At 63.3% G+C, this 21,834-nt stretch carries 23 protein-coding genes; 15 read left to right on the top strand and 8 right to left on the bottom strand.

What is annotated here, in order from left to right:
* Window positions 1-4: 4 nt before the first annotated feature.
* The 13 genes from HNR59_RS03195 (at window position 5) to HNR59_RS03135 (ending at window position 12,313) form a co-directional block, all read left to right on the top strand.
* Complete coding sequence (locus HNR59_RS03195; protein ID WP_183825873.1) at window positions 5-1,999, top strand: conjugal transfer protein TraG; 1,995 nt, start codon at window positions 5-7, stop codon at window positions 1,997-1,999.
* 7 nt (window positions 2,000-2,006) lie between these two features.
* Window positions 2,007-2,441, top strand: coding sequence for a ribbon-helix-helix protein, CopG family (locus HNR59_RS03190; protein WP_183825870.1), 435 nt, complete (start codon window positions 2,007-2,009; stop codon window positions 2,439-2,441).
* A 217-nt stretch (window positions 2,442-2,658) separates the two neighbouring features.
* Window positions 2,659-3,600, top strand: coding sequence for a P-type conjugative transfer ATPase TrbB (gene trbB, locus HNR59_RS03185; protein WP_210307274.1), 942 nt, complete (start codon window positions 2,659-2,661; stop codon window positions 3,598-3,600).
* Entirely contained in the window at window positions 3,597-3,929 is a 333-nt protein-coding gene (locus tag HNR59_RS03180; RefSeq protein WP_183825864.1) for a TrbC/VirB2 family type IV secretion system protein, read from the top strand. The genes trbB and HNR59_RS03180 overlap by 4 nt, the downstream gene beginning before the upstream one ends.
* On the top strand, window positions 3,929-4,210 hold the full coding sequence (locus tag HNR59_RS03175; RefSeq protein WP_183825861.1) for a VirB3 family type IV secretion system protein: 282 nt from the start codon (window positions 3,929-3,931) through the stop codon (window positions 4,208-4,210). The genes HNR59_RS03180 and HNR59_RS03175 overlap by 1 nt, the downstream gene beginning before the upstream one ends.
* 10 nt (window positions 4,211-4,220) lie before the next feature.
* Window positions 4,221-6,659: a conjugal transfer protein TrbE gene (trbE, locus tag HNR59_RS03170; protein WP_183825858.1), complete on the top strand. Its 2,439-nt coding sequence runs from the start codon at window positions 4,221-4,223 to the stop codon at window positions 6,657-6,659.
* The gene (trbJ, locus tag HNR59_RS03165) at window positions 6,656-7,417 is read left to right on the top strand and encodes a P-type conjugative transfer protein TrbJ (RefSeq protein WP_183825856.1); all 762 of its coding nucleotides are present in this window, start codon (window positions 6,656-6,658) and stop codon (window positions 7,415-7,417) included. Before trbE ends, trbJ begins: the two co-directional genes overlap by 4 nt.
* Before the next feature lie 10 nt (window positions 7,418-7,427).
* A complete protein-coding gene (gene trbK-alt / locus HNR59_RS20695; protein ID WP_183825853.1) occupies window positions 7,428-7,814 on the top strand; it encodes a putative entry exclusion protein TrbK-alt in 387 nt (128 codons plus the stop codon).
* A gap of 4 nt (window positions 7,815-7,818) precedes the next feature.
* Window positions 7,819-9,177, top strand: a complete 1,359-nt coding sequence (trbL, locus tag HNR59_RS03155) for a P-type conjugative transfer protein TrbL (RefSeq protein WP_183825850.1) — start codon at window positions 7,819-7,821, stop codon at window positions 9,175-9,177.
* Entirely contained in the window at window positions 9,177-9,860 is a 684-nt protein-coding gene (gene trbF / locus HNR59_RS03150) for a conjugal transfer protein TrbF (RefSeq protein WP_183825847.1), read from the top strand. The genes trbL and trbF overlap by 1 nt, the downstream gene beginning before the upstream one ends.
* Window positions 9,857-10,885: a P-type conjugative transfer protein TrbG gene (gene trbG / locus HNR59_RS03145; RefSeq protein ID WP_210307197.1), complete on the top strand. Its 1,029-nt coding sequence runs from the start codon at window positions 9,857-9,859 to the stop codon at window positions 10,883-10,885. The genes trbF and trbG overlap by 4 nt, the downstream gene beginning before the upstream one ends.
* Complete coding sequence (locus tag HNR59_RS03140; RefSeq protein WP_183825844.1) at window positions 10,882-12,090, top strand: TrbI/VirB10 family protein; 1,209 nt, start codon at window positions 10,882-10,884, stop codon at window positions 12,088-12,090. The genes trbG and HNR59_RS03140 overlap by 4 nt, the downstream gene beginning before the upstream one ends.
* Before the next feature lies 1 nt (window position 12,091).
* Window positions 12,092-12,313, top strand: coding sequence for a DUF2274 domain-containing protein (locus HNR59_RS03135; protein WP_183825842.1), 222 nt, complete (start codon window positions 12,092-12,094; stop codon window positions 12,311-12,313).
* Here HNR59_RS03135 and HNR59_RS03130 read toward each other — a convergent pair.
* The 3 genes from HNR59_RS03130 to HNR59_RS03120 form a co-directional block, all read right to left on the bottom strand.
* Entirely contained in the window at window positions 12,308-13,270 is a 963-nt protein-coding gene (locus HNR59_RS03130; protein WP_183825839.1) for a LysR family transcriptional regulator, read from the bottom strand. The genes HNR59_RS03135 and HNR59_RS03130 overlap by 6 nt on opposite strands.
* A gap of 291 nt (window positions 13,271-13,561) precedes the next feature.
* Complete coding sequence (locus HNR59_RS03125; protein ID WP_246374469.1) at window positions 13,562-14,332, bottom strand: SDR family NAD(P)-dependent oxidoreductase; 771 nt, start codon at window positions 14,330-14,332, stop codon at window positions 13,562-13,564.
* Between the two features lie 4 nt (window positions 14,333-14,336).
* Entirely contained in the window at window positions 14,337-15,071 is a 735-nt protein-coding gene (locus HNR59_RS03120; RefSeq protein WP_183825836.1) for an SDR family NAD(P)-dependent oxidoreductase, read from the bottom strand.
* Between the two features lie 153 nt (window positions 15,072-15,224).
* Here HNR59_RS03120 and HNR59_RS03115 point away from each other — a divergent pair, with 153 nt between their 5' ends.
* Together HNR59_RS03115 and HNR59_RS03110 are read left to right on the top strand one after the other, a co-directional pair.
* Window positions 15,225-16,130, top strand: a complete 906-nt coding sequence (locus HNR59_RS03115) for a LysR family transcriptional regulator (RefSeq protein WP_183825833.1) — start codon at window positions 15,225-15,227, stop codon at window positions 16,128-16,130.
* Window positions 16,131-16,358: 228 nt separating this feature from the next.
* Window positions 16,359-16,643, top strand: a complete 285-nt coding sequence (locus tag HNR59_RS03110; RefSeq protein ID WP_183825829.1) for a helix-turn-helix transcriptional regulator — start codon at window positions 16,359-16,361, stop codon at window positions 16,641-16,643.
* Here HNR59_RS03110 and HNR59_RS03105 read toward each other — a convergent pair.
* The 5 genes from HNR59_RS03105 to HNR59_RS03085 all read right to left on the bottom strand — a co-directional run bounded on the left by HNR59_RS03105 (window position 16,609) and on the right by HNR59_RS03085 (window position 21,725).
* Window positions 16,609-17,865, bottom strand: a complete 1,257-nt coding sequence (locus HNR59_RS03105) for a tyrosine-type recombinase/integrase (RefSeq protein ID WP_183825826.1) — start codon at window positions 17,863-17,865, stop codon at window positions 16,609-16,611. The genes HNR59_RS03110 and HNR59_RS03105 overlap by 35 nt on opposite strands.
* A 294-nt stretch (window positions 17,866-18,159) precedes the next feature.
* On the bottom strand, window positions 18,160-19,722 hold the full coding sequence (gene guaA, locus HNR59_RS03100) for a glutamine-hydrolyzing GMP synthase (RefSeq protein WP_183825823.1): 1,563 nt from the start codon (window positions 19,720-19,722) through the stop codon (window positions 18,160-18,162).
* Between the two features lie 76 nt (window positions 19,723-19,798).
* Window positions 19,799-20,455, bottom strand: coding sequence for a 5'-methylthioadenosine/S-adenosylhomocysteine nucleosidase (locus HNR59_RS03095; protein WP_343060621.1), 657 nt, complete (start codon window positions 20,453-20,455; stop codon window positions 19,799-19,801).
* Between the two features lie 99 nt (window positions 20,456-20,554).
* Complete coding sequence (locus HNR59_RS03090; protein ID WP_183825817.1) at window positions 20,555-21,013, bottom strand: PaaI family thioesterase; 459 nt, start codon at window positions 21,011-21,013, stop codon at window positions 20,555-20,557.
* A 79-nt stretch (window positions 21,014-21,092) separates the two neighbouring features.
* Window positions 21,093-21,725, bottom strand: coding sequence for an HAD family hydrolase (locus tag HNR59_RS03085; protein WP_183825814.1), 633 nt, complete (start codon window positions 21,723-21,725; stop codon window positions 21,093-21,095).
* Window positions 21,726-21,834 lie beyond the last annotated feature (109 nt).

The following is a 21,834-nucleotide window of genomic DNA, read 5'->3' as shown; positions in this document are numbered from 1 at the left end:
CTTCATGTCCGCCACCAAGATTCTCTGGGGCCAGATCATCACCGTCTTCGCCATCGTCATATTCACGACCTGGGCGGCGACGCAATGGACGGCGTACAAGCTCGGCTTCCAGGCCCAACTCGGTCCGCCCTGGTTCATGCTCGGTGACTGGCCGATCTATTATCCGTGGTCCTTCTTCCCCTGGTGGTATTTCTACGACGCCTATGTGCCGCCGATCTTCGTCGAGGGCGCCTATATCGCCGCGTCCGGCGGCTTCATCTCGATCGCCGTCGCCATCGGCATGTCGGTGTGGCGGGCCCGTGAAGCGAAGAACGCCGAGACCTTCGGCTCGGCGCGCTGGGCACAGGATGATGAAGTGCGCGGCGCCAGTCTGCTCGGCGAAGATGGCGTGGTCCTCGGTAAGTACGACAGGGCTTACCTGCGCCACGATGGTCCCGAGCATGTGCTGTGCTTCGCGCCGACCCGCTCCGGCAAGGGCGTCGGCCTGGTCGTGCCGTCACTGCTGACCTGGCCGGGTTCGGCGATCGTTCATGACATCAAGGGTGAGAATTGGACGCTGACCGCCGGCTTCCGTGCCCGCCACGGCCGCGTGCTGCTCTTTGATCCGACCAATGTGAAGTCAGCCGCCTACAATCCGTTGCTTGAGGTGCGCCGCGGCGAGTGGGAGGTCCGCGACGTTCAGAACATCGCCGACATCCTGGTCGATCCGGAAGGCTCGTTAGAGAAGCGAAACCACTGGGAGAAGACAAGCCACGCGCTCCTGGTCGGTGCGATCCTGCATGTGCTCTACGCCGAGGAGGACAAGACGCTCGCCGGCGTCGCCGCCTTCCTCTCCGATCCGAAGCGGCCGATCGAATCCACGTTGGCGGCAATGATGAAGACCGCCCATCTCGGCGATGCCGGACCGCATCCGGTGATCGCCTCGGCCGCGCGCGAGCTGCTCAACAAATCCGACAACGAGCGTTCAGGCGTTCTCTCGACCGCCATGTCGTTCCTCGGCCTCTATCGCGATCCCGTCGTCGCCGAGGTGACGCGGCGCTGCGACTGGCGCATCGCCGACATCGTCGGGGCCAAATTGCCGACCAGCCTCTATCTCGTTGTGCCGCCCAGCGACATCGCGCGCACCAAGCCGCTCATCCGGTTGATCCTCAACCAGATCGGCCGACGCCTGACCGAGGATCTCAACGCCAAGGGCAATCGGCATCGGCTGCTGCTCATGCTCGACGAGTTCCCGGCGCTCGGCCGGCTGGACTTCTTCGAATCCGCGCTCGCCTTCATGGCGGGCTACGGCCTGAAGGCGTTTCTGATCGCGCAGTCGCTGAACCAGATCGAGAAGGCCTATGGACCGAACAATTCAATCCTCGACAATTGCCACGTTCGGGTGAGCTTCGCGACCAACGATGAGCGGACCGCCAAGCGCGTCTCTGATGCACTCGGCACCGCGACCGAGATGCGCGCCATGCGCAACTATGCCGGTCACCGGCTCTCACCCTGGCTTGGTCACCTGATGGTGTCGCGCTCGGAAACGGCCCGCCCGCTGCTCACGCCGGGTGAGATCATGCAGCTCCCGCCCGCCGACGAAATCGTCATGGTGGCGGGCACAGCGCCGATCCGCGCCAAGAAGGCCCGCTATTATGAGGATCGACGTTTCATGGATCGGATCATGGCGCCGCCGGCACTCACCCGACCGACGAGACCGGGCGCGGACGACTGGAGCGGGCGACCGCTTCCGGCGCGGCCTTCCAGCACCATGCCCGTCAGCGGGACCGAAGCGGCAGATGACGGCGACGAAGATCCAACCGGATCGGAACGGCGCCACCAGCCTGAGCTGGAGCGGGCCGCTCCCGTCGAGAAGAAAGCGCCGATCGAGAACGAGTTCGAGATCGGCCTCGACGACGACGCCGATGACGACGCAGCCCGGATCAGCCGTACCAACCAGGTCATGCAGGGCTTGGCCCGCCAGGTCTCGCTTGACCCGAATGACGGCATGGACCTGTGAGGTGACCATGGCAAATCCATCGAAAAAGCAACGCCTGTCGGTCTATCTCGAACCCGAGGTGATGAAGGCGCTCGCTGCCTATGCTGCCCGCCGTGACCAATCGCGCTCGCTCATCGCCGAGGCGGCAATCGCCTCCTTCCTGTCGCCCGACGCAGCCGAGCGGCAGGAAGCAACGACCACGAAACGCCTCGACCAGCTTGATCGGCGCATGACACGGATGGAGCGTGATCTGGGAATATCCGTCGAGATGCTCGCCGTGTTCGTGCGCTTCTGGCTGACCACCAATCCGCCGTTGCCCGAACCGGCGCAAGTGGCGGCCCGAGCCCAGGCCGGAGAGCGCTACGACGCCTTCGTCGCAGCGCTGGGGCGCAGGCTCGCCAAGGGGCCGAAGCTGCGGCAGGAGATTTCGGAGGACATCGATCCCGCGCGCGACGCGCAATAAGCACAGATTGCGGCATCACAAGTATTCAGCAAATCCGCCGAACGCCTGTCTTTGTACGCTACGGTACGACAAGCGAAACAAGCTGTTGCAGAGGGCCGATTTCCGGTTCTCTTAATCATCCCCGATCCAGGGGCGGCCTGACGCGGTCCCGCAAGAGAACGGGGACGACGTGGCTGTATCTTCCGAGAAATCCGAGGCGATAGTGCGCGGCGCGCGCATGCTGCGCACCGCGCTCGGCCCCGCCATAGCCGGATTTCTGGCAGACGCCAGCGTCGTCGAGGTGATGCTCAATCCCGACGGCCGTCTCTGGATCGACCGTCTGTCGGAAGGCTTGTCGGACACAGGCGAGCGCCTTTCAGCAGCCGATGGCGAGCGCATCGTGCGCCTCGTCGCCCACCATGTCGGCGCCGAGGTTCATGCCAGCAATCCCCGCGTTTCGGCGGAACTGCCGGAAACGGGAGAGCGGTTCGAGGGTCTGCTGCCGCCCGTCGTGGCAGCGCCTGCCTTCGCGATCCGCAAGCCCGCCGTCGCCGTCTTCACGCTGCAGGACTATGTCGCCGCCGGCACCATGACGGCCGGGCAGGCCGATATCCTGCGCAAGGCTGTCGCAGAGCGCAGCAACATCCTCGTGGCCGGTGGCACCTCGACCGGCAAGACGACGCTGACCAACGCATTGCTCGCCGAGGTGTCGAAGACGTCCGACCGCGTGGTGCTGATCGAAGATACCCGCGAGTTGCAATGCGCAGCACCCAACCTGGTCGCCATGCGGACCAAGGACGGCGTCGCGACACTCTCCGATCTCGTCCGCTCATCTCTGCGGCTGCGGCCAGATCGCATCCCGATCGGCGAGGTGCGCGGCGCCGAGGCGCTCGACTTGCTGAAGGCTTGGGGCACCGGCCACCCCGGCGGGATCGGCACGATCCACGCCGGCAGCGCGCTCGGCGCACTGCGCCGCCTCGAACAGCTCATCCAGGAAGCCGTCATCACCGTCCCACGCGCATTGATCGCGGAGACGATCGACGTCGTCGCGGTCCTCTCGGGCCGCGGCTCGACGCGGCGCCTGGCCGAACTTGGTCGCGTCGAAGGGCTCGGCCCCGACGGCGACTACCGCGTCCGCCCCGCAACCCAAGCCCAGCCCCCCGAAGGAGAATCTGCATGATCCGCCGTGCCCTGCATTTCCGCCGTCATGTCGCAACCGCCGCATCCGTCCTCTTCACCAGCATCCTGCTGGCGCCGGCCGCTCACGCTTCCGGCTCCTCCATGCCTTGGGAAGCGCCGCTGCAATCGATCCTAGAATCCATCGAAGGCCCGGTCGCTAAGATCATCGCGGTCATCATCATCATCGTCACCGGTCTGACGCTCGCGTTCGGCGACACCAATGGCGGCTTCCGCCGTCTGATCCAGATAGTCTTCGGCCTGTCGATCGCGTTTGCCGCATCGAGCTTCTTCCTGTCGTTCTTCTCGTTCGGCGGCGGAGCGCTCGTCTGATGGCGGGCCTAACCGAGAACGGCGGCGATGTGCCCGGCTACAGCGTCCCGGTTCACCGGGCCTTGACCGAGCACATCCTGCTCGGCGGTGCGCCGCGCTCGATCGCCATCCTCAACGGCACGCTCGCCGCCGCTCTCGGTCTCGGCCTTCGCCTCTGGCTGGTCGGCATCGGCCTCTGGGCGATCGGCCATTTCGCCGCCGTCTGGGCGGCCAAGCGCGACCCGCAATTTGTCGACGTCGGTCGCCGGCACCTCCGCATCCCCGGCCACCTGAACGTTTGAGGCACGCGCTATGATGAATCTCGCCGAATATCGTCGCACCTCGACCCGCCTCGCGGATTTCCTACCCTGGGCGGCGCTTGTCGCACCCGGCGTCGTCCTTAACAAGGACGGCAGCTTCCAGCGCAGCGCGCGATTTCGCGGTCCCGATCTTGATTCCGCCGTGCAGGCCGAACTGGTCGCCGTCGCCGGTCGGCTCAACAGCGCCTTCCGTCGTCTCGGCTCGGGTTGGTCCATCTTTGTCGAGGCGCAGCGTCATGCGGTCGGCGCCTATCCCGCGAGCCGCTTCCCCGATCCCGCTTCAGCCATGGTCGACGCCGAACGAAAAGCTGGCTTCGAGGAGGACGCCGTCCACTACGAGTCGAGCTACGTCCTGACCTTCACCTTTCTCCCGCCCGCCGAAGACGCCGCGCGCGCCGAAAGCTGGCTCTATGAAGGCAAGGCCGAACGCGGTGTCGATGCCTGGGAAGCGTTGCGTGGTTTCGTCGACCGCACCGACCGCACCCTGCAACTCGTCGAAGCCTTCATGCCGGAATGCGGCTGGCTCGATGATGTCGAGACGCTGACCTATCTCCACTCGACCGTCTCGACGAAGCGCCATCGCGTGCGCGTTCCCGAAACGCCGATGTATCTCGACGCGCTGGTCTCCGATCAGCCGCTCACCGGCGGGCTGGAACCGCGCCTAGGCGATGCGAACCTGCGTATTCTGACCATCGTCGGTTTCCCGACCGCGACCACACCCGGGATCCTCGACGAGCTGAACCGGCTGGCCTTCCCCTATCGCTGGGCCACGCGGGCGATCCTGCTCGACAAGACAGACGCAACGAAGCTCCTGACCAGAATCCGTCGGCAATGGTTCGCCAAGCGAAAGTCGGTCGCCGCCATCCTCAAGGAGGTGATGACCAACGAGGCGAGCGCGCTCGTCGATACCGACGCCGCCAACAAGGCGGCCGACGCAGACTTGGCGTTGCAGGAGCTCGGCGCCGACTATGCCGGGCAAGCCTATGTCACCGCGACGATCGCCGTTTGGGATAACGATCCCCGCATTGCGGCGGAGAAGCTCCGCCTTGTCGAGAAGGTGATCCAGGGCCGCGACTTCACCGCCATGCCCGAGACGATCAATGCGGCAGATGCCTGGCTCGGCTCGCTGCCCGGGCACGTCTACGCCAATGTGCGTCAGCCGCCGATCTCGACGCTCAACCTTGCCCACATGATCCCGCTTTCGGCTGTGTGGGCGGGACCGGAACGGGATGAGCACTTCGGTGCGCCCCCCTTGCTGTACGGCAAGACCGAAGGATCCACTCCGTTCCGGTTTTCCATCCATGTCGGCGACGTCGGCCACACGCTGGTGGTTGGCCCGACCGGCGCGGGCAAGTCCGTGCTGTTGGCGCTCATGGCGCTGCAATTCCGCCGCTACGCCGCGGCGCAGGTCTTCGCCTTCGACTTCGGCGGCTCGATACGCGCCGCCGCCATCGCCATGGGTGGCGACTGGCACGATCTCGGTGGCGGCCTGACCGAGGGCTCTGCGGATAGCGTCGCGCTGCAACCGCTATCTCGGATCGACGAGGCGGCCGAACGTGCCTGGGCCGCCGACTGGATCGTCGCGATCCTGATGCGCGAGAACATCCAGATCACACCCGAGGTCAAGGAACTGATCTGGACTGCGCTGTCATCGCTAGCCAGCGCACCCGTTCCCGAGCGCACCGTGACGGGCCTTTCGGTGCTGTTGCAATCGAACGACCTGAAGCAGGCGCTGCGGCCATATTGCGTCGGCGGACCCTATGGCCGGCTGCTCGATGCCGAAAGCGAGCATCTCGGCGTCGCCACCGTCCAGGCCTTCGAAACCGAAGGCTTGATCGGGACGGCCGCCGCGCCCGCCGTGCTCTCTTATCTCTTCCATCGCATCGAGGACCGCCTGAACGGCGAGCCCACTCTGATCATCGTCGACGAAGGCTGGCTCGCCCTCGACGACGAGGGCTTTGCAGGCCAGCTCCGCGAATGGCTGAAGACGCTGCGCAAGAAGAACGCCAGCGTCGTCTTCGCCACCCAGTCGCTCTCCGACATCGATGGCTCGGCGATCGCACCCGCCATCATCGAGAGCTGCCAGACGCGGCTGCTGCTGCCGAACGAGCGGGCAATCGAACCGCAGATCACCGCGATCTACCGCCGCTTCGGATTGAACGACCGGCAGATCGAGATCCTCGCCAGGGCCATGCCAAAGCGGGATTATTACTGCCAGAGCCGCCGCGGCAACCGGCTGTTCGAACTGGGCCTCGCCGACGTGGCGCTCGCGCTCTGCGCCGCATCCTCCAAGACTGATCAGGCCGCGATCGACCGCATCGTCGCCGAGCACGGCCGCGAGGGCTTCTTCGCGGCGTGGCTACGCCATCGCGGCGTCGACTGGGCGGCTGACCTCATTCCCAACCTCACCAACCTGGAGTCATCATCATGACACTGTGCCGTTCCCGCGCAGCGCGGTTCGCCCTTGCGCTGCTTGCCACTCCCGCAGCGTTTGCTCCGATCCTGACGACACCGGCGCATGCCCTCATCGTCTACGATCCCACCAACTACGCCCAGAACCTGCTATCGGCGACCCGCGCGCTGACGCAGATCAACAATCAGATCACCTCGCTCCAAAACGAAGCGACGATGCTGATCAACCAGGCCCGCAACCTCGCGAGCCTGCCTTATTCCTCCATCCAGCAATTGCAGCAGTCCGTTCAACGGACCCAGCAACTGCTCGGCGAAGCCCAGCGTATCGCCTACAATGTGCAGAACATCGACCAGGCGTTTCGCACCACCTACGGCAACGCCTCGATGTCGGCCTCCGACCAGCAACTCGTCACCGACGCGCGCGAGCGCTGGCAGAACACCGTCGGCGGCCTGCAGGATGCCATGCGCGTCCAGGCTGGGGTGGTCGGCAATATCGACACCAACCGGGCTGAGATGTCGGCTCTGGTCGGTCAGAGCCAAGGCGCCACCGGCGCGCTTCAGGCGACACAAGCCGGCAATCAGCTTCTCGCTTTGCAGGCCCAGCAGCTCGCCGATCTCACCGCCGTCGTCTCCGCCAACGGTCGCGCCCAGGCGCTTGTCGACGCCGAGCGATCCGCCGCCGCCGAACAGGGCCGTGAACAGCGCCGTCGTTTCCTGACCCCAGGTGCGGGCTACCAGGCGGGCAACGCACGGATGTTCCCGTCCAGCGGCAACTGAGGGCGTGGCGATGGATGGAAAGGTTCTCGCGCGCCTCGGCGCAGTCATCTTCGTCGCAGTCGCCATCACGGCGACGATCATCGAACTTACCCGCAAGGATGAACCGCCCCTTCACCGGGGTGTCACTGCTGCCACCGAAACGGGCGTTGATGCGATAAAGATCGAACTGCGGCGCTGCCAGCAGCTCGGCGAAGCCGGCACCCGCGACTCCGCCTGTCTTCGAACCTGGGCCGAGAACCGTGAGCGCTTCCTGAAGCCATCACAGGCACTCCAATCGCAGCCGGCTCCGCAGTCGCCGGGTCCACACGGTCAGCCGCAGAACCCTCCAGTCCCGAACGATCCTGTGGTCATCGACACCGCGCCTGAGACCGACAGCCAAACCAACGAGGCGCGTTGATATCATGGGCGGCACCGGCGTCATCGACCATTTCCTGGAGGTCTTCACCCGCTATATCGATAGCGGCTTCGGCCTCCTCAGCGGCGAAGTGGCCTTCATCGCCACCACGCTGATCGTGATCGACGTGACGCTTGCCGCGCTGTTCTGGAGTTGGGACGCCGATGACGACATCATCGCGCGCCTGGTCAAAAAGACCCTGTTCGTCGGCGTGTTCGCCTATCTCATCAGCAACTGGAACAACCTCGCCCGGATCATCTTCGAGAGCTTCGCCGGCCTTGGGCTGAAGGCAGCCGGGACCGGCTTCACTGTCGCCGACATGATGAAGCCCGGCCGTGTGGCGCAGACTGGTCTCGACGCAGGCCGCCCGCTCCTCGATTCCATCTCCGACCTGATGGGCTACTGGAGCTTCTTCGAGAACTTCATCCAGATCGCGGTGATGCTGCTCGCCTGGGCGCTGGTGCTGCTCGCCTTCTTCATCCTCGCCATCCAGCTCTTCGTCACCCTGATCGAGTTCAAGCTGACAACGCTCGCCGGGTTCGTGCTCATCCCCTTCGGTCTGTTCGGCAAGAGCGCCTTCATGGCCGAGCGCGTGCTCGGCAACGTCATCTCATCCGGCATCAAGGTGCTCGTCCTCGGCGTCATCATAGGTATCGGGTCGAGCCTCTTTTCCGAATTCACCGTGGGCTTCGGCGGACGCACGCCTTCGATCGACGAGGCCATGGCGATCGTGCTCGCGGCGCTGACGCTGCTCGGCCTAGGCATTTTCGGCCCCGGCATCGCCAACGGTCTCGTCTCTGGCGGTCCGCAGCTCGGCGCGGGCGCTGCGATCGGAACCGGGCTTGCCGCAGGCGGCATGGTTGCTGCCGGTGCGGCCACCGTCGGCGCCGTTGCCTCGGGTGGTGCAGCGCTCGCGGGTGGCGCTGCCGCCGCGGCCCGAGGTGGCGCCGCGCTGGCGGGCGGCGCATCGACCGCATACAGCCTGGGCGCCGCAGGGCAGACCGGCGCCTCTGGCGTGGCCAGCGGTCTGGGCGGTGTCGCCCGGGCCGCTGGTTCCGCCGCCACATCACCGCTTCGCCGCGCCGCCCAACGGGCGTCGTCCAGCATGCAGTCCAGCTTCGCCAGCGGATCTCGCGCCGCCTTCGAGACGACAGGCGGTTCCTCGACCATGGGCACCGTTGGTGACACAGCCAGCGAGGCTGCACCGAACCCTGCCGATGGGGCTCAGCAGCCTCCCGCATGGGCCCGCCGCATGAAGCGCTCCCAGCAAATGAGCCATGCCGTCTCCACGACGGTCCATGCCGTCCGCAGCGGCGACAGCCACGGCGGCGGCTCCTCCGTCAACCTCTCCGAAAGCGACCGCTGATGTTCCGACGACCTTCGACCCACTATGGAAAAGCCCCCGAACCCGAAACACCGTATCAGCGCGCCGCCCAGGCCTGGGACGACCGCATCGGCTCGGCTCGCATCCAGGCGCGCAATTGGCGCTTGATGGCGTTCGGATCACTCTTCCTGTCTGCAGGGTTCGCCGCGGCGCTGGTCTGGCAATCCGCCCGCGGCACCGTCGTTCCCTGGGTTGTTCAGACCGATCGGCTCGGCCAGGCAGAAGCGGTCGCACCGGCGACGGCCGACTATCAGCCGACCGATCCGCAGATCGCCTTCCATCTCGCACGCTTCATCGAGCAGGTCCGCTCGATCCCGGCTGACGCGATCATCGTTCGCCAGAACTGGCTGCGCGCCTATGACTTCACGACGGACCGGGGAGCGGCAGCGCTCAACGACTATGCGCGCTCCAACGATCCCTTCACCAAGGTCGGGCGTCAGCAGATCGCCGTCGATGTCTCGAGCGTGATCCGGGCGTCTCCCGACAGTTTCCGCGTCGCATGGACCGAGCGCCGCTACGAGAACGGCCAGCTCGCCGAAACGACCCGATGGACGGCAATCCTGACCATCGTAGTGCAGATACCCCGCAACGCCGACCGGCTGCGCGCCAATCCATTGGGGATTTACGTCAACGCAATTTCTTGGTCACGGGAGCTGGGGCAATGATAATGCCGATTTTCCGTAAAGCCGGAGAACCGGCTTTCCGTACACACACATTGGCGGCTTTGCTGCTGGCGGCCACGGCACTCGCCGGCTGCGCGACGACGCAGAAGCCGCCGGAGATCAGCTACGACGACGCGCCCGTTGCCGTGCAGACCGTCGATCCGCCCGCGCCGGTCACGGTGGTCGAACTGCCCAAGCCGCTGCCGCTACCCGGCCAGATGAAGCCGGTCGAGGCATCGCGCCGCGCAGCCGAGCCGGCCGATCCCACGGCACGCGTCAACCAGGCCAATGCGGCCGCCCGCATTCAGCCGGTGCGCGACGGCTTCATCAACTCGATGCAGGTCTACCCCTTCACCCAAGGGGCGCTCTATCAGGTCTACACCGCCGTTGGGCAGATCACCGACATCGCGCTCCAGCCCGGCGAAACGCTGGTCGGATCCGGCCCGGTTGCCGCCGGCGACACGGTGCGCTGGATCATTGGCGATACCCAGAGTGGCTCGGGCGCGACGCTTCAGGTCCACATCCTGGTGAAGCCCACCCGCGCCGACCTGATGACCAATCTCGTCATCAACACCAATCTGCGCACCTACCACATGGAACTGCGCTCGACCGAGCGCACCTATATGGCGTCGGTCTCGTGGCAATATCCGCAGGACCAACTCATCGCGCTGCGCCGCCAGAACGCCGAGGCGCAGGCCGCCCAGCCGGTCGCGACAGGCGTTGATCTCTCGCGTATCAACTTCCGCTACGACGTTACCGGCAACCGCGCGCCATGGCGGCCGCTCAGGGCCTATGACGACGGACGGCAAGTCTTCCTCGAGTTTCCACGCGGCATCGGCCAAGGCGAGATGCCGCCGCTCTTCGTCGTCGGCGCTGAGGGCAACACCTCGGAACTCGTCAACTATCGCGTCCGCAACAACTACATGATCGTCGATCGGCTCTTCGCGGCCGCCGAGCTTCGCTTCGGCTCCGGCGATAGACAGAAGCGCGTCCGGATCACGCGTAACGACGGGAGGCCCGCATCGTGAGCGATGACCAGAACGAGGAAGAGGAAGACGCCACGCCGCTGACGGGATCGGCGCCGGAGGCAGCTGCACCGATGCGATTGCGCGCCGAGGCGCCGCGTGTCACGCGGCTCTCGCGCAAGGTACTGGCCGGGCTTGGCCTCGTGGCCAGCCTCGGTCTCGGGGGGGCGCTCATCTATGCGCTCCAGACCCGCGACGGCGGTCGGTCGGCAGAAGAGCTCTATTCGACGGAAAATCGCTCGACGGCCGACGGTCTGCAGGGCTTGCCGCGAGACTATTCCGGCGTGCCCCAGCTCGGTCCGCCGCTACCGGGAGACCTCGGCCGTCCCATCCTCAGCGCCCAGGAGCGCGGCCAGCCCGTGCCGACACCTGGGATTGCTCCGCCGCAACCGGGCATCAGCGCAGAGGAGCAGCGCCGGCTTCAGGAGATCGAAACGGCGCGTACCAGCAGGCTGTTTGCGGCGGCCGAGGCGCGTAACGCGGCTCCCGTCACGGCAACCGCGCCAAGTACGGCGACGCCGGATCTCGCCAGCCTCGGGCTTGCGCCGCCGCCGGCGACACCCACAGCACAGGAACGCCAACAGGCTTTCATCAATACACCTGTCGATCGTCGCACGGTCGCGGCCGATCGCGTTGCCGCGCCAGCCTCACCGAACATCCTTCAGGCAGGCGCGGTGATTTCTGCTGCGCTGATAACCGGTATCCGGTCGGACCTTCCCGGTCAGATCACGGCCCAGGTGACCGAAAACATCTACGACAGCCCGACCGGGCGCATTCTGCTCGTGCCGCAGGGCACGCGCGTGATCGGCCAGTACGACAACAACGTGCAGTTCGGGCAGAGCCGCGTCCTCCTCGTCTGGAACCGGCTAATCTTTCCGAACGGTCGCAGCATCGTGCTGGAGCGGCAGCCCGGCGCGGACGCCGAGGGCTATGCCGGCCTGCAGGACGGCGTCGATTACCATTGGTGGGATCTCGCCAAGGCCGCCGGCCTCTCGACGCTGCTCAGCGTCGGCGCCGAACTCGCCACGAATGATGATGATCGCCTGATCCAGGCCATCCGCAACGGCGGTCAGGACACAATCAACGACGCTGGCCAGCAGATCATCCGCCGGCAGCTCAACATCGCACCGACGCTGACGATCCGGCCCGGGTTTCCCGTTCGCGTGATCGTCACCCGAGACCTGGTGCTTGAACCTTACGGAGGCTGATATGACGAAGCTCAAGCTCGGCGCGATAGCGGACGACAAACCGATCAAGGCGACGATCGAGTTACCTGCGGCGCTGCACCGGGATCTCGTTGCCTACGCGGAAGTGCTGGCTCGCGAGACTGGTCAGGCTGTCAGCGATCCGGCGAAACTCATCGCTCCGATGGTGGAGCGTTTCATCGCCACCGACCGAGGCTTTGCGAAGGCGCGTCGACAATCCTCATGAAGATGCTGGCACCATCCGGGTTTCACCCTGCGTCTCTGTGCCGTTAGCGTGCTTCCTCGCCTTTGGGCGGCGCTCAAGGCACATGTCGACGAAAAGCTGAAGAGCCGGATTCTGATTTGTTTCAGACCAGACGACACTGAAAGAAAACTTCTCTTGAGTGCCGATGATTGGAACAAAACAAACACCGGTATAAGCATTTCCAACAACCGATTTTGTGGCGAGAGTTATGCCAAAACCCTGCTCCACCATGTTCAAGAGATTTGCAAAACCTATATGCTGCATAGAAATTGACGGCCGCAGACCATAAACTGACAGTTCTCTCACAAGATAGTTCGAAATCTCGGGCCCTGCGGCGTCCGTCATCACAAGGAAGGTCTCGTTGCCCACGCTATCCAATCGAACTCCGTCCGAAGACGCGATTTCATGGGAAGCCGGAACTGCGACATAGATTGCCTCATCCCACAACTGTTCAGCTCGACAGCCCGGTGATCTTGGCTCTGCAGGCATCAATGCTAGGTCGAGGCGACCGCCAAGCAAAGCCCCTTCATTCAGTTGCGCAGTCCCTTCCTCGAAAATCACCTCGATGGCCGGATAGCGACGATGATAGCTTGCAAACAATTCGGATAAAAAGCTGCCCCCTAGGCAGGCTGTCAGCCCAATCCTTAGCACTCCTGTGCAACCACGTTTGGCTTGGCGGACGATGTCCGCTGCTTGGTGAAGATGTTTGGCGCCAATCGCTGCCTTGCCTAAGAAATGTTCGCCAGCCGTTGTGATGCGCGCGCCCGACCGATTTCGGTCAAACAAGGCCATGCCAACACGCCGTTCTAGGATTTGGATACGTCTACTGACAGTAGATTGAGACACACAAAGGATTTCGGCGGCGCGCCGGAAGCTACCATATTCTGCAGCAAGTATGGCATACCTTAGATAGCGCAAGTCTAGCGCGATGTCCGGCATAGTCTGGTCCTCCAGATAATGCCTTTAAAGCGACCGTCTCGCGTTCAAGGCCTAGCTATCATTGCCGCTCATGCAGCCATGAGATAGACATCTCGCAGCAGCTATCGACCCACATTTGATGCCGCCACCGAAGATCCTTTAATGAATTCGTCCAACTCCCTTGAGGCCACGACCAGCCCTGCAACTTGGGCCGCCAAACACCCAGTCTCCTGCAATCAAGTCACCTGATTGGGAGTTCAATGACATCACCGGGGCAGAACAAGCTCTGCCCCGGAGTTTACTGGCAATGGCTCAGCGCAGCCCGCCAGACACTAGTATGCGTTCGCCGGTGATGAATGCGGAAGCATCGCTAGCTAGAAATATTGCTGCATTAGCGATATCTGTTGTCTTGCCGAGACGGCGAAGCGGCGTCTGCTCTACGAAGGTCTTCACGAAGTCGGATACGGTGCTGTCGTCGTCCAACTGCTTCTCGGTCACCGTCATGCCAGGCTTGATGCAATTAACACGTATCCCGCGCGGGCCAAGTTCACTTGCCAAGGCACGGGTGAAGGCATCAATCGCGCCCTTCGTCGCGATGTATACGGAGGCGGCCGGCGGCGTGAACTCGGTTGCCGAAGAGCCTATATTGATGATGCTCGCGCCCGTCTCGAAATGCTTAACCGCCGCAGCGGTTATAAGCATTGTTCCCAGAACATTGGTGCGGAACTGGCGTTCGTAGTGATCAGCCGTGAACTCCTCGAACGCGCGGAATTCCGAAATGCCTGCATTGTTGACGAGGACATCGAGTCTTCCGAAATTTTCAACCGCCGCATTGACGATGGTAGTGCCTGCGTCCTCGCCCGAGACATCGGCTCCGACGATAACTGCGTTGCCGCCCAGTTCGCGGACTTCCGCCGCGACGGCATCCGCATCCGCCTTGCTCGAATTGTAGTGGACGACGACCGAAGCACCTTCGCGGCCGAAGGCCCGGGCGATCTCGGCGCCGATGCCTTTGGATGCTCCTGTTACGACTGCGACCTTGCCTGCCAGCTTACCAGCTTCGTTGTTCATGTGCTTCGTCATTGCCTCAAACCTGTGTCAGTCCGCCGTCGACGCAGAGGTCGGCACCGGTGATGTAACTGGAATCGCTCGACGCTAGGAACAGCGCGGCGGTCGCGATCTCGCGGGGCTCTCCGAAACGTCCCATCGGCACGGCGGCGATCATGCCGTCCTTCCATTCCTGCGGCGCATCGGCTGTGTGCGGCGTGTCGATCGGCCCTGGACTGATGGCGTTGACGCGAATCTTTCGGTCCTTCAACTCCATCGCCCATGTCCGGGCAAAGGAGCGGACGGCCGCCTTGCTTGCGCTGTAGACGCCGATGCCAGGCAGGGCCTTCCTGTGGGCGATCGAGCTGTTCAGGATGATCGAGCCGCCGTCGCGGAAAAGCGGCAGGGCTTTCTGCACCGCGAATAGGACGTTCTTCACGTTGGTGACGAAGGTGTCGTGGAAGACCTGCTCTGTGACATTATGCACGAACTGGCCGAGATGGCCCGAGCCGGCGCTGACGAACAGCACGTCGATATGACCCTTTTCGTCGCGCACGGTTTCGAACAGCCGATCGAGGTCGGCCATTTTCGCAAGGTCGCCCTGAACCCCTGTGACGTTATGTCCGATCTCTGCCACGGCGGCATCGAGCTTTTCCTGCCGACGCCCCGTCACGAAGACATATGCGCCCTCTTCGACGAACAGCTTTGCCGTTTCAAGCGCCATTCCCGACGTGCCGCCGATGATGACGGCGACCTTTCCATCAAGCTTTCCCATTCTGATCCTTCGCTAGTCCCGAGCATTTTCCAGTTGCTCGAATTAGCTAGGTGCGCTTGTGTGGATTTCCCATATGGAATAATGGAATAGTATGATTTCTAAAATGGCAATCGACCATTGTCGGGGGCGGCCATGGAGCGTTAGGGAGCATCAATGGACCATCTTAGAGGCATCCGGCTTTTCACTCGCGTGGTCGAAGCGGGCAGCTTCGCAGGCGCGGCAAAGGTGGAAGACGTCGCACAATCCACCGTCAGCAAGGAAGTCGCAGCCCTGGAAGGGCATCTCGCGACGCAGCTTATCCGACGCAGTTCCCGTGGCCTCAGCATTACCGAGACGGGGCGGGAATATTATGACTTCGCCGTCGGCATGCTTGCGGATCTCGACGCCGTTGAGGCGCGGGTCCGCAGCGGCAACAGCGCTCCGCGGGGGCGGATTAGGGTCGCGGTCCCGCTCGTCCTCTCGAGCCGCTTCATCATCCCTCATCTTGGCGGGTTTCTGGATCGCTATCCAGAACTGACGCTCGATGTGGAAGCCTCCGAGCAATATGTGAACCTTATCGAGGATGGGATCGATCTCGCGATCCGCATCGGTGCTCAGCGCGATTCCAGCCTCATGTCGCGGCAGATCGGGGTGCTTGAGCCTGAGGTCGTCGCTTCTCCCGCCTACCTCGATGCGCATGGGGTGCCCCAGCACCCCGATGACCTCAGGCGCCACATCTGTCTGCCGTTTATGTTCGAAGGAAGCTCGAAGGCCTGGCGGTTCAGGGACGGCGACGGCGAAATCCGTATGACGCCCACCGCCCGCCTAAGAACTAATGACGCCGATGGCGTGCATGCGGCCGTTCGCGCCGGTCTCGGCATCGCGCAGGGGCCGAGTTGGATGTTCGCTGAGGATGTCGCTGCCGGGGCACTCGTTCCGCTTCTGGCCGACTACACGCCCAGCCTCGTTCCTATCCGCGCGATCACCTCCGCCAATCGCCGGATGACCGGCGCCATCCAGTTGCTGGTGGACCACCTAGCCGCGATGATCCGGGAAGAACCACATCTTCGAATGCGGTGATCGTCAGGCAAAAGTGGCCGTTTGCCGAAAGAGGGCAGCGGGTCGTGAAAAAATCGCCCATCTTCTGCTCATCATTAGAGCTTACTTGCACCTACGCACTACCGAACAGTAGGTGAAAACCCTCCGATGCGTACGCTATAGCCCGAAAATACCGCACGACATTTCGATAGGGCTTCCAGTATCGGAATCTATCGTTCTCAATCGCCTCAGCAATTATGGAGATTGAGCATGGCGAAGACCGAGCCCACCCAAATCAAAAGAACAATCCGGCGGCAGCAGCTGCGGGAGATGGTGCCGATGGCTGACAGCACTATTTATGAAATGGAGCAGCGTGGCGAGTTTCCCCGTCGGTTCGCGCTCTCGCCGCGTTGTATCGTCTGGGACCTGGCCGAGGTCGAGGCGTGGCTAATGGCACGGCGGGCCGCCCCGATCCGTCGAGCACAGCACCCTGACGTCACCAAGCGCAAATCCCGCCCGGTCAAAGAGCGGGATCCAATTCCATCAAGGGCATAGCTTGCGGCAAAAGCGTGGGGGCATACTTCCGGCCGTCGATCCAGGCGTCCACGGTATTCGCCCACTGCTGCATCATATGCCGACGCTGCACCTCATACTCGGCCTTGTTGTAGACACCGCGCGACGAGCGCCCATCCTCGTGCGCCAGGCACTTTTCGATCCAGTCGCTGTTAAAGCCCAGCTCATTTAACAGCGTCGACCCCGTGCGCCGCAGATCATGAACCGTGAATGGCTCCAATGGCAGCCCCTCCTTCTTGGCTCGCTCGACGACGGCGTAGGTGATCCGATTGAAGGTCGCGCGAGACATTGGCGCGTCCGCGTCGTACCGGGACGGCAAAAGATATCGGGAGTTGCCGGAACAAGTCTTGAGCGCGATCATGATGTCTAACGTCTGTCGGCAAAGGTAGACGTTGTGCGGCTTCGATCGCTTCATGCGCTCTTTCGGGATGGTCCAGACGGCGTTGTCGAAATCGATCTCGTCCCAAACTGCATCCTGCAACTCGCTCTTCCGGACCATGGTGAGGAGGTAGAGCTTCATACCGAGGCGGATCGTTGGCAACGTCGCAACATGCTCGAGTTGCTTGAACATGATACGGATCTCTGCCGGCGAAAGCGCGCGGTCCTTTGGCGTAAAGGTAGCGATCGAGGCTGGACCGACGGCATCGGCCGGATTGGCGACCTTCTCGCCGTGCAGAATGGCAAAGCCGTAGATCTGCTTCAGGATATCACGCACATGGATAGCAGTTGCAGGAGCACCCCGTTCGACGATCTTGCCGCAGTGAGCACGGAGATCATCCGGTGTGATCTCTGTCAGGAGACGATTTCGCCAGACGGGCATGAGTTCGCGTTCGAAGATGGAGCGACGCATCGCGCGCGTGCTGTCGGCCATTGTTGCGTTGGTCAGCCACTTCTCGCCGAACTGGCCGAAACTCTTTGCTTCCTTGATCCGGCGCTTCTCGCGCTGCTTCTCGATGGCGGGAGACCGCCCCTCGGTGATCGCGCGCCGGGCGTCGACGCATAGCTCGCGAGCCCTGGCGAGCGATATTCCGTCACGGGCGTATCTGCCGAGATACACGGTTTCCCGCCTGCCATTCAGCCGATAGTCGAGCCTGAACGAGATGGCGCCCGACGGCGCGACGCGCACATACATGCCGTCACGATCGGAAACCTTGTACATTTTGGCTTTTGGTTTCAAAGACTTGAGTGCTGCATCGGTCAACATTTCGGGCCTCCTTGCGGAAAAGTACCGTCACGCGGTTTTTGGAGGCCAATGGAGCCGAAAACGATTATATTTCAGCGCATTAGTTCGAAAAAAGTACCGTCATTGGCCTAGTGCGACCTGACGGTACTTTCGTTTTTCCGGTTGATCAATGGGGGCGAGGCCCGTCAGCGAGGCCGCCGAACGCCATCTATGCCCACCGATAGATATCGATAGGCACAGGATGATTTTATTTTTATTTTCAGTGGCTTATATCGTACTGCAGCGTAAAATCGGCGGCGTTCGGATGGGCCTGAATCATTCCCACTCGATGGTGCCGGGTGGCTTGCTTGTCACGTCGTAGACCACACGGTTGATGCCGCGGACTTCGTTGATGATGCGGGTTGCGGCGTTGGCTAGGAAGCTCATGTCATAGGGATAGAAGTCGGCGGTCATGCCGTCGACCGAGGTGACGGCGCGCAGGGCGCAGACATATTCATAGGTGCGGCCGTCGCCCATGACACCCACCGTCTGCACCGGCAGAAGCACGGCAAAGGCCTGCCAGATGGCATCGTACAGGCCGGCCTTGCGGATCTCGTCGAGATAGACGGCATCGGCCTCGCGCAGGATTTCCAGCTTCTCGCGAGTCACGCCACCCGGACAGCGGATGGCAAGGCCGGGACCGGGGAAGGGATGTCGGCCGATGAAGCTTTCCGGCAGGCCGAGCTCCTTGCCGAGCACCCGCACCTCATCCTTGAACAGCTCGCGCAGCGGCTCGACGAGCTGCATGTTCATGCGCTCCGGCAGGCCGCCCACATTGTGGTGCGACTTGATCGTGACGGAAGGGCCACCGGTGAAGGATACGCTTTCGATGACATCCGGATAGAGCGTGCCCTGAGCGAGGAAATCAGCGCCGCCGAGCTTCGATGCCTCTTCCTCGAACACCTCGATGAACAGGCGGCCGATGGTCTTGCGCTTGGTTTCGGGATCGCTCTCGCCTTCCAGCGCGCCGATGAAGCGGTCTGCGGCATCGACGAGGATCAGCGGCAGATTGTAATGCTGGCGGAACATGGCCACCACATCCGCAGCTTCGTTCTTGCGCATCAGGCCATGGTCGACAAGGATGCAGGTGAGCTGATCGCCAACCGCCTCATGAACCAGCAGCGCGGCGACGGAAGAATCCACGCCGCCTGAGAGCGCGCAGATCACCTTCTTGTCGCCAACCTGCTTGCGGATCGCCTCCACGGCCTGCTGGCGGTAGGCGGACATGGTCCACTCGCCCTGCAGCCCGACGATGTTGCGCACGAAATTGGAAAGCAGGCGCGCGCCATCCGGCGTGTGCACCACCTCGGGATGGAACTGCACGGCATAGAACCGGCGCTTCTCGTCGGCGATGGCCGCGAAGGGCGCACCACGCGAGGTGCCGACGACCCGGAAGCCATCGGGCAGCCCGGTGACGCGGTCGCCATGGCTCATCCATACCTGATGGCGGGTGCCTTTGGCCCAGATGCCGTCGAACAGCGCGCAATCGGCTTCAATCTCAAGAAAGGCGCGGCCGAATTCGCGCTCATGGCCGGCTTCGACCTGACCGCCAAGCTGGGCGCACATGGTCTGCTCGCCATAGCAGATGCCGAGCACCGGGATGCCAGCCTCGAAGACCTGCTGCGGCGCACGCGGGCTGCCGATGTCGACGGCCGAATGCGGGCTGCCGGAGAGGATAACGCCCTTCGGCCGGATGCGGTCGAAGGCTTCGCCGGCGGACTGGAAGGGCACAATCTCGCAATAGGCACCAGCCTCGCGCACGCGCCTGGCAATGAGCTGCGTGACCTGGCTGCCGAAATCGATGATGAGGATGGTGTCGGAATGATGGTTCGTCGTCATGTCGGGCCTTTAAAGAAGAACGTCTGCCGGCGCAATGGGTTTGTATGGCGTGGGATCCGATGCCGCAACAGGGCCTTTACGCGAGCGCGACGGAACCGTCCCGCAATGCCCCCTCAAGCCTCATCACGGCATGGCTGAGCTTTTCGTCGATGATGTGGAGATAAGCCGTCCAGTCATCAACTTGTTTCAGCTCCGCCGCGCCGTCGGAAATGCCGCGCAGCGCCACCAGCGGCACGCCGAACAGATGGCAGGCGCGCAGGCAGGCAAAGGTTTCCATGTCCACCATGTCCTCGGCGACCGGGTCATAAGCCGCCCCTGAAACGATGGCGGCGCCGGTCGAGAGGGTGGCTTCCTTCACGCCCGGAATGCGCAGCGGCAGGGGCAGCGTTGCGGGCAGGTCGAGGAAGGGCGTCACGCCTCTGGGAAAGCCAAGCGGCGAAGCATCCATATCGCGATAGGAGACCGAGATGGCCTGATAGACCTCCGCCTGCTCCAGCCTGCGCGAACCGGCAGAGCCGAGGGATATGACGAGATCGGGAAGTTCGCCGGAACACTCCAGCCGCGCCAGTTCCGCGCCGAGCCGTATGCCAGCCTCGACAGGACCGACGCCGGTCATGAACGGTGTGAACAGCTTTTTCAGCGCAGGTCCGTATTCGGCCTCGGCCGCCATGACGAACAGAACCCGCCTGCCGGCAAGGGTGGCGGGGTGGGATGAAGGTCCGGTTCGTGTCACGTCATGCACCCGACCCGAAATCCGCGCCCGAGCAACCTGCTGGCGCCCGCAGCCTTTCATCGTGCCGGGTGTGGTGAATCCGCTGCACCAGCCGGCTTTTCATCCTTCAATTCCATCGCGTCCGGCCACCGTCATCATGGTGCCGGTCATGGTGGCGATCAGGCGCGCCTCGCCGTCGGCGCCATAGGCATAGGCCTGACCGTCGGCCACGGTGATGGTGCGGCCGGGCTTGGTGACGGAGCCGCGGAACAGGAAGCGCTCGCCCCTGCCGGGCGCCAAGAGGTTCACCTTGAACTCGATGGTGAGCACACCGGTGCTTTCCGGCATCAGGGAAAAGGCAGCATAGCCGCAGGCCGAATCCAGCGCCGTGGAAATGACGCCTGCATGCAGGAAGCCGTGCTGCTGGGCGAGCCGCGCATCGTAGGGCATCTCGATCTCGACGATGCCCGGCGTCACCAGCGTCAGCTCCGCCCCGATCGTGGCCATGACCTGCTGGCGCGCGAACGACGCACGCACGCGTTCCTCATAGTCCGGGGGCGGCACGATCTTGGCTCCCATCGCCACTGTCTCCATTGGGCTTGCCGCTTATCGCAAAGCCGTGTGCAGCAGGCAATCGGGGAAAAGAATTTAGCCGGTGCTAAAATCCCAGCTGGTGACGAAGCTCTTCGGCCGAGTTCACGACGATCGCACCGGGAGGTCCCTCCATGGGCCGCTCGGGCCAGAAGATGGTGCGCATGCCGGCGGCAAGCCCGGCGGTAGCTCCCGTCCAGCTGTCTTCGACGGCGGCTGCCTCGGTGGGATCGACGCCAACGAGATAGGCCGCGCGCAGGAACGGTTCAGCGGCGGGCTTCGGATTGAGGACATCGTTGCGGCTGATGCTGCGCATGCCGGGATGAGAAAGGCCGACCGCCCTCAGATTGGCATCCACCACCAGCCGGTCGGAGTTCGACACCACGGCCTGATGAATGCCCCTCACCCCCAAATCGCCATAAATCTCCAGCGCGCCGGGGCGTGGCATCAGATCGGCGACCATCGGCATGTAGTGCCCATATTTGTGCAGGATCCACTCCTCGAAGGGAAGTGATAGCCCCTTTTCGATACGCAGCATCTCGTAGAGCGGCGCAGCAGCGAGACCTACCGCGCGTTCCTGAAGGTCTGCAGGCGGCTCGATGTTCAGTTCGCGCAGGGCTGCTTCCAGTGCCGCGTGATGCAAAGGCTCACTGTCGACGAGCGTACCGTCCATGTCCCAGAAAACGGCTTTTTGGCGCATCGAAACCTTCCCTCGTTGCATTTCCGCGGGGACAATTGGACAGATGCGCGCCGATGGCAACCCCTGCGGCAAGCCCCGGCAACCGGCTGGATCAATCGACGGAAATGGC

The organism is Aquamicrobium lusatiense (assembly GCF_014201615.1).
GTDB lineage: Bacteria > Pseudomonadota > Alphaproteobacteria > Rhizobiales > Rhizobiaceae > Mesorhizobium > Mesorhizobium lusatiense.
This window is presented reverse-complemented; position numbering and strand designations above follow the sequence as displayed.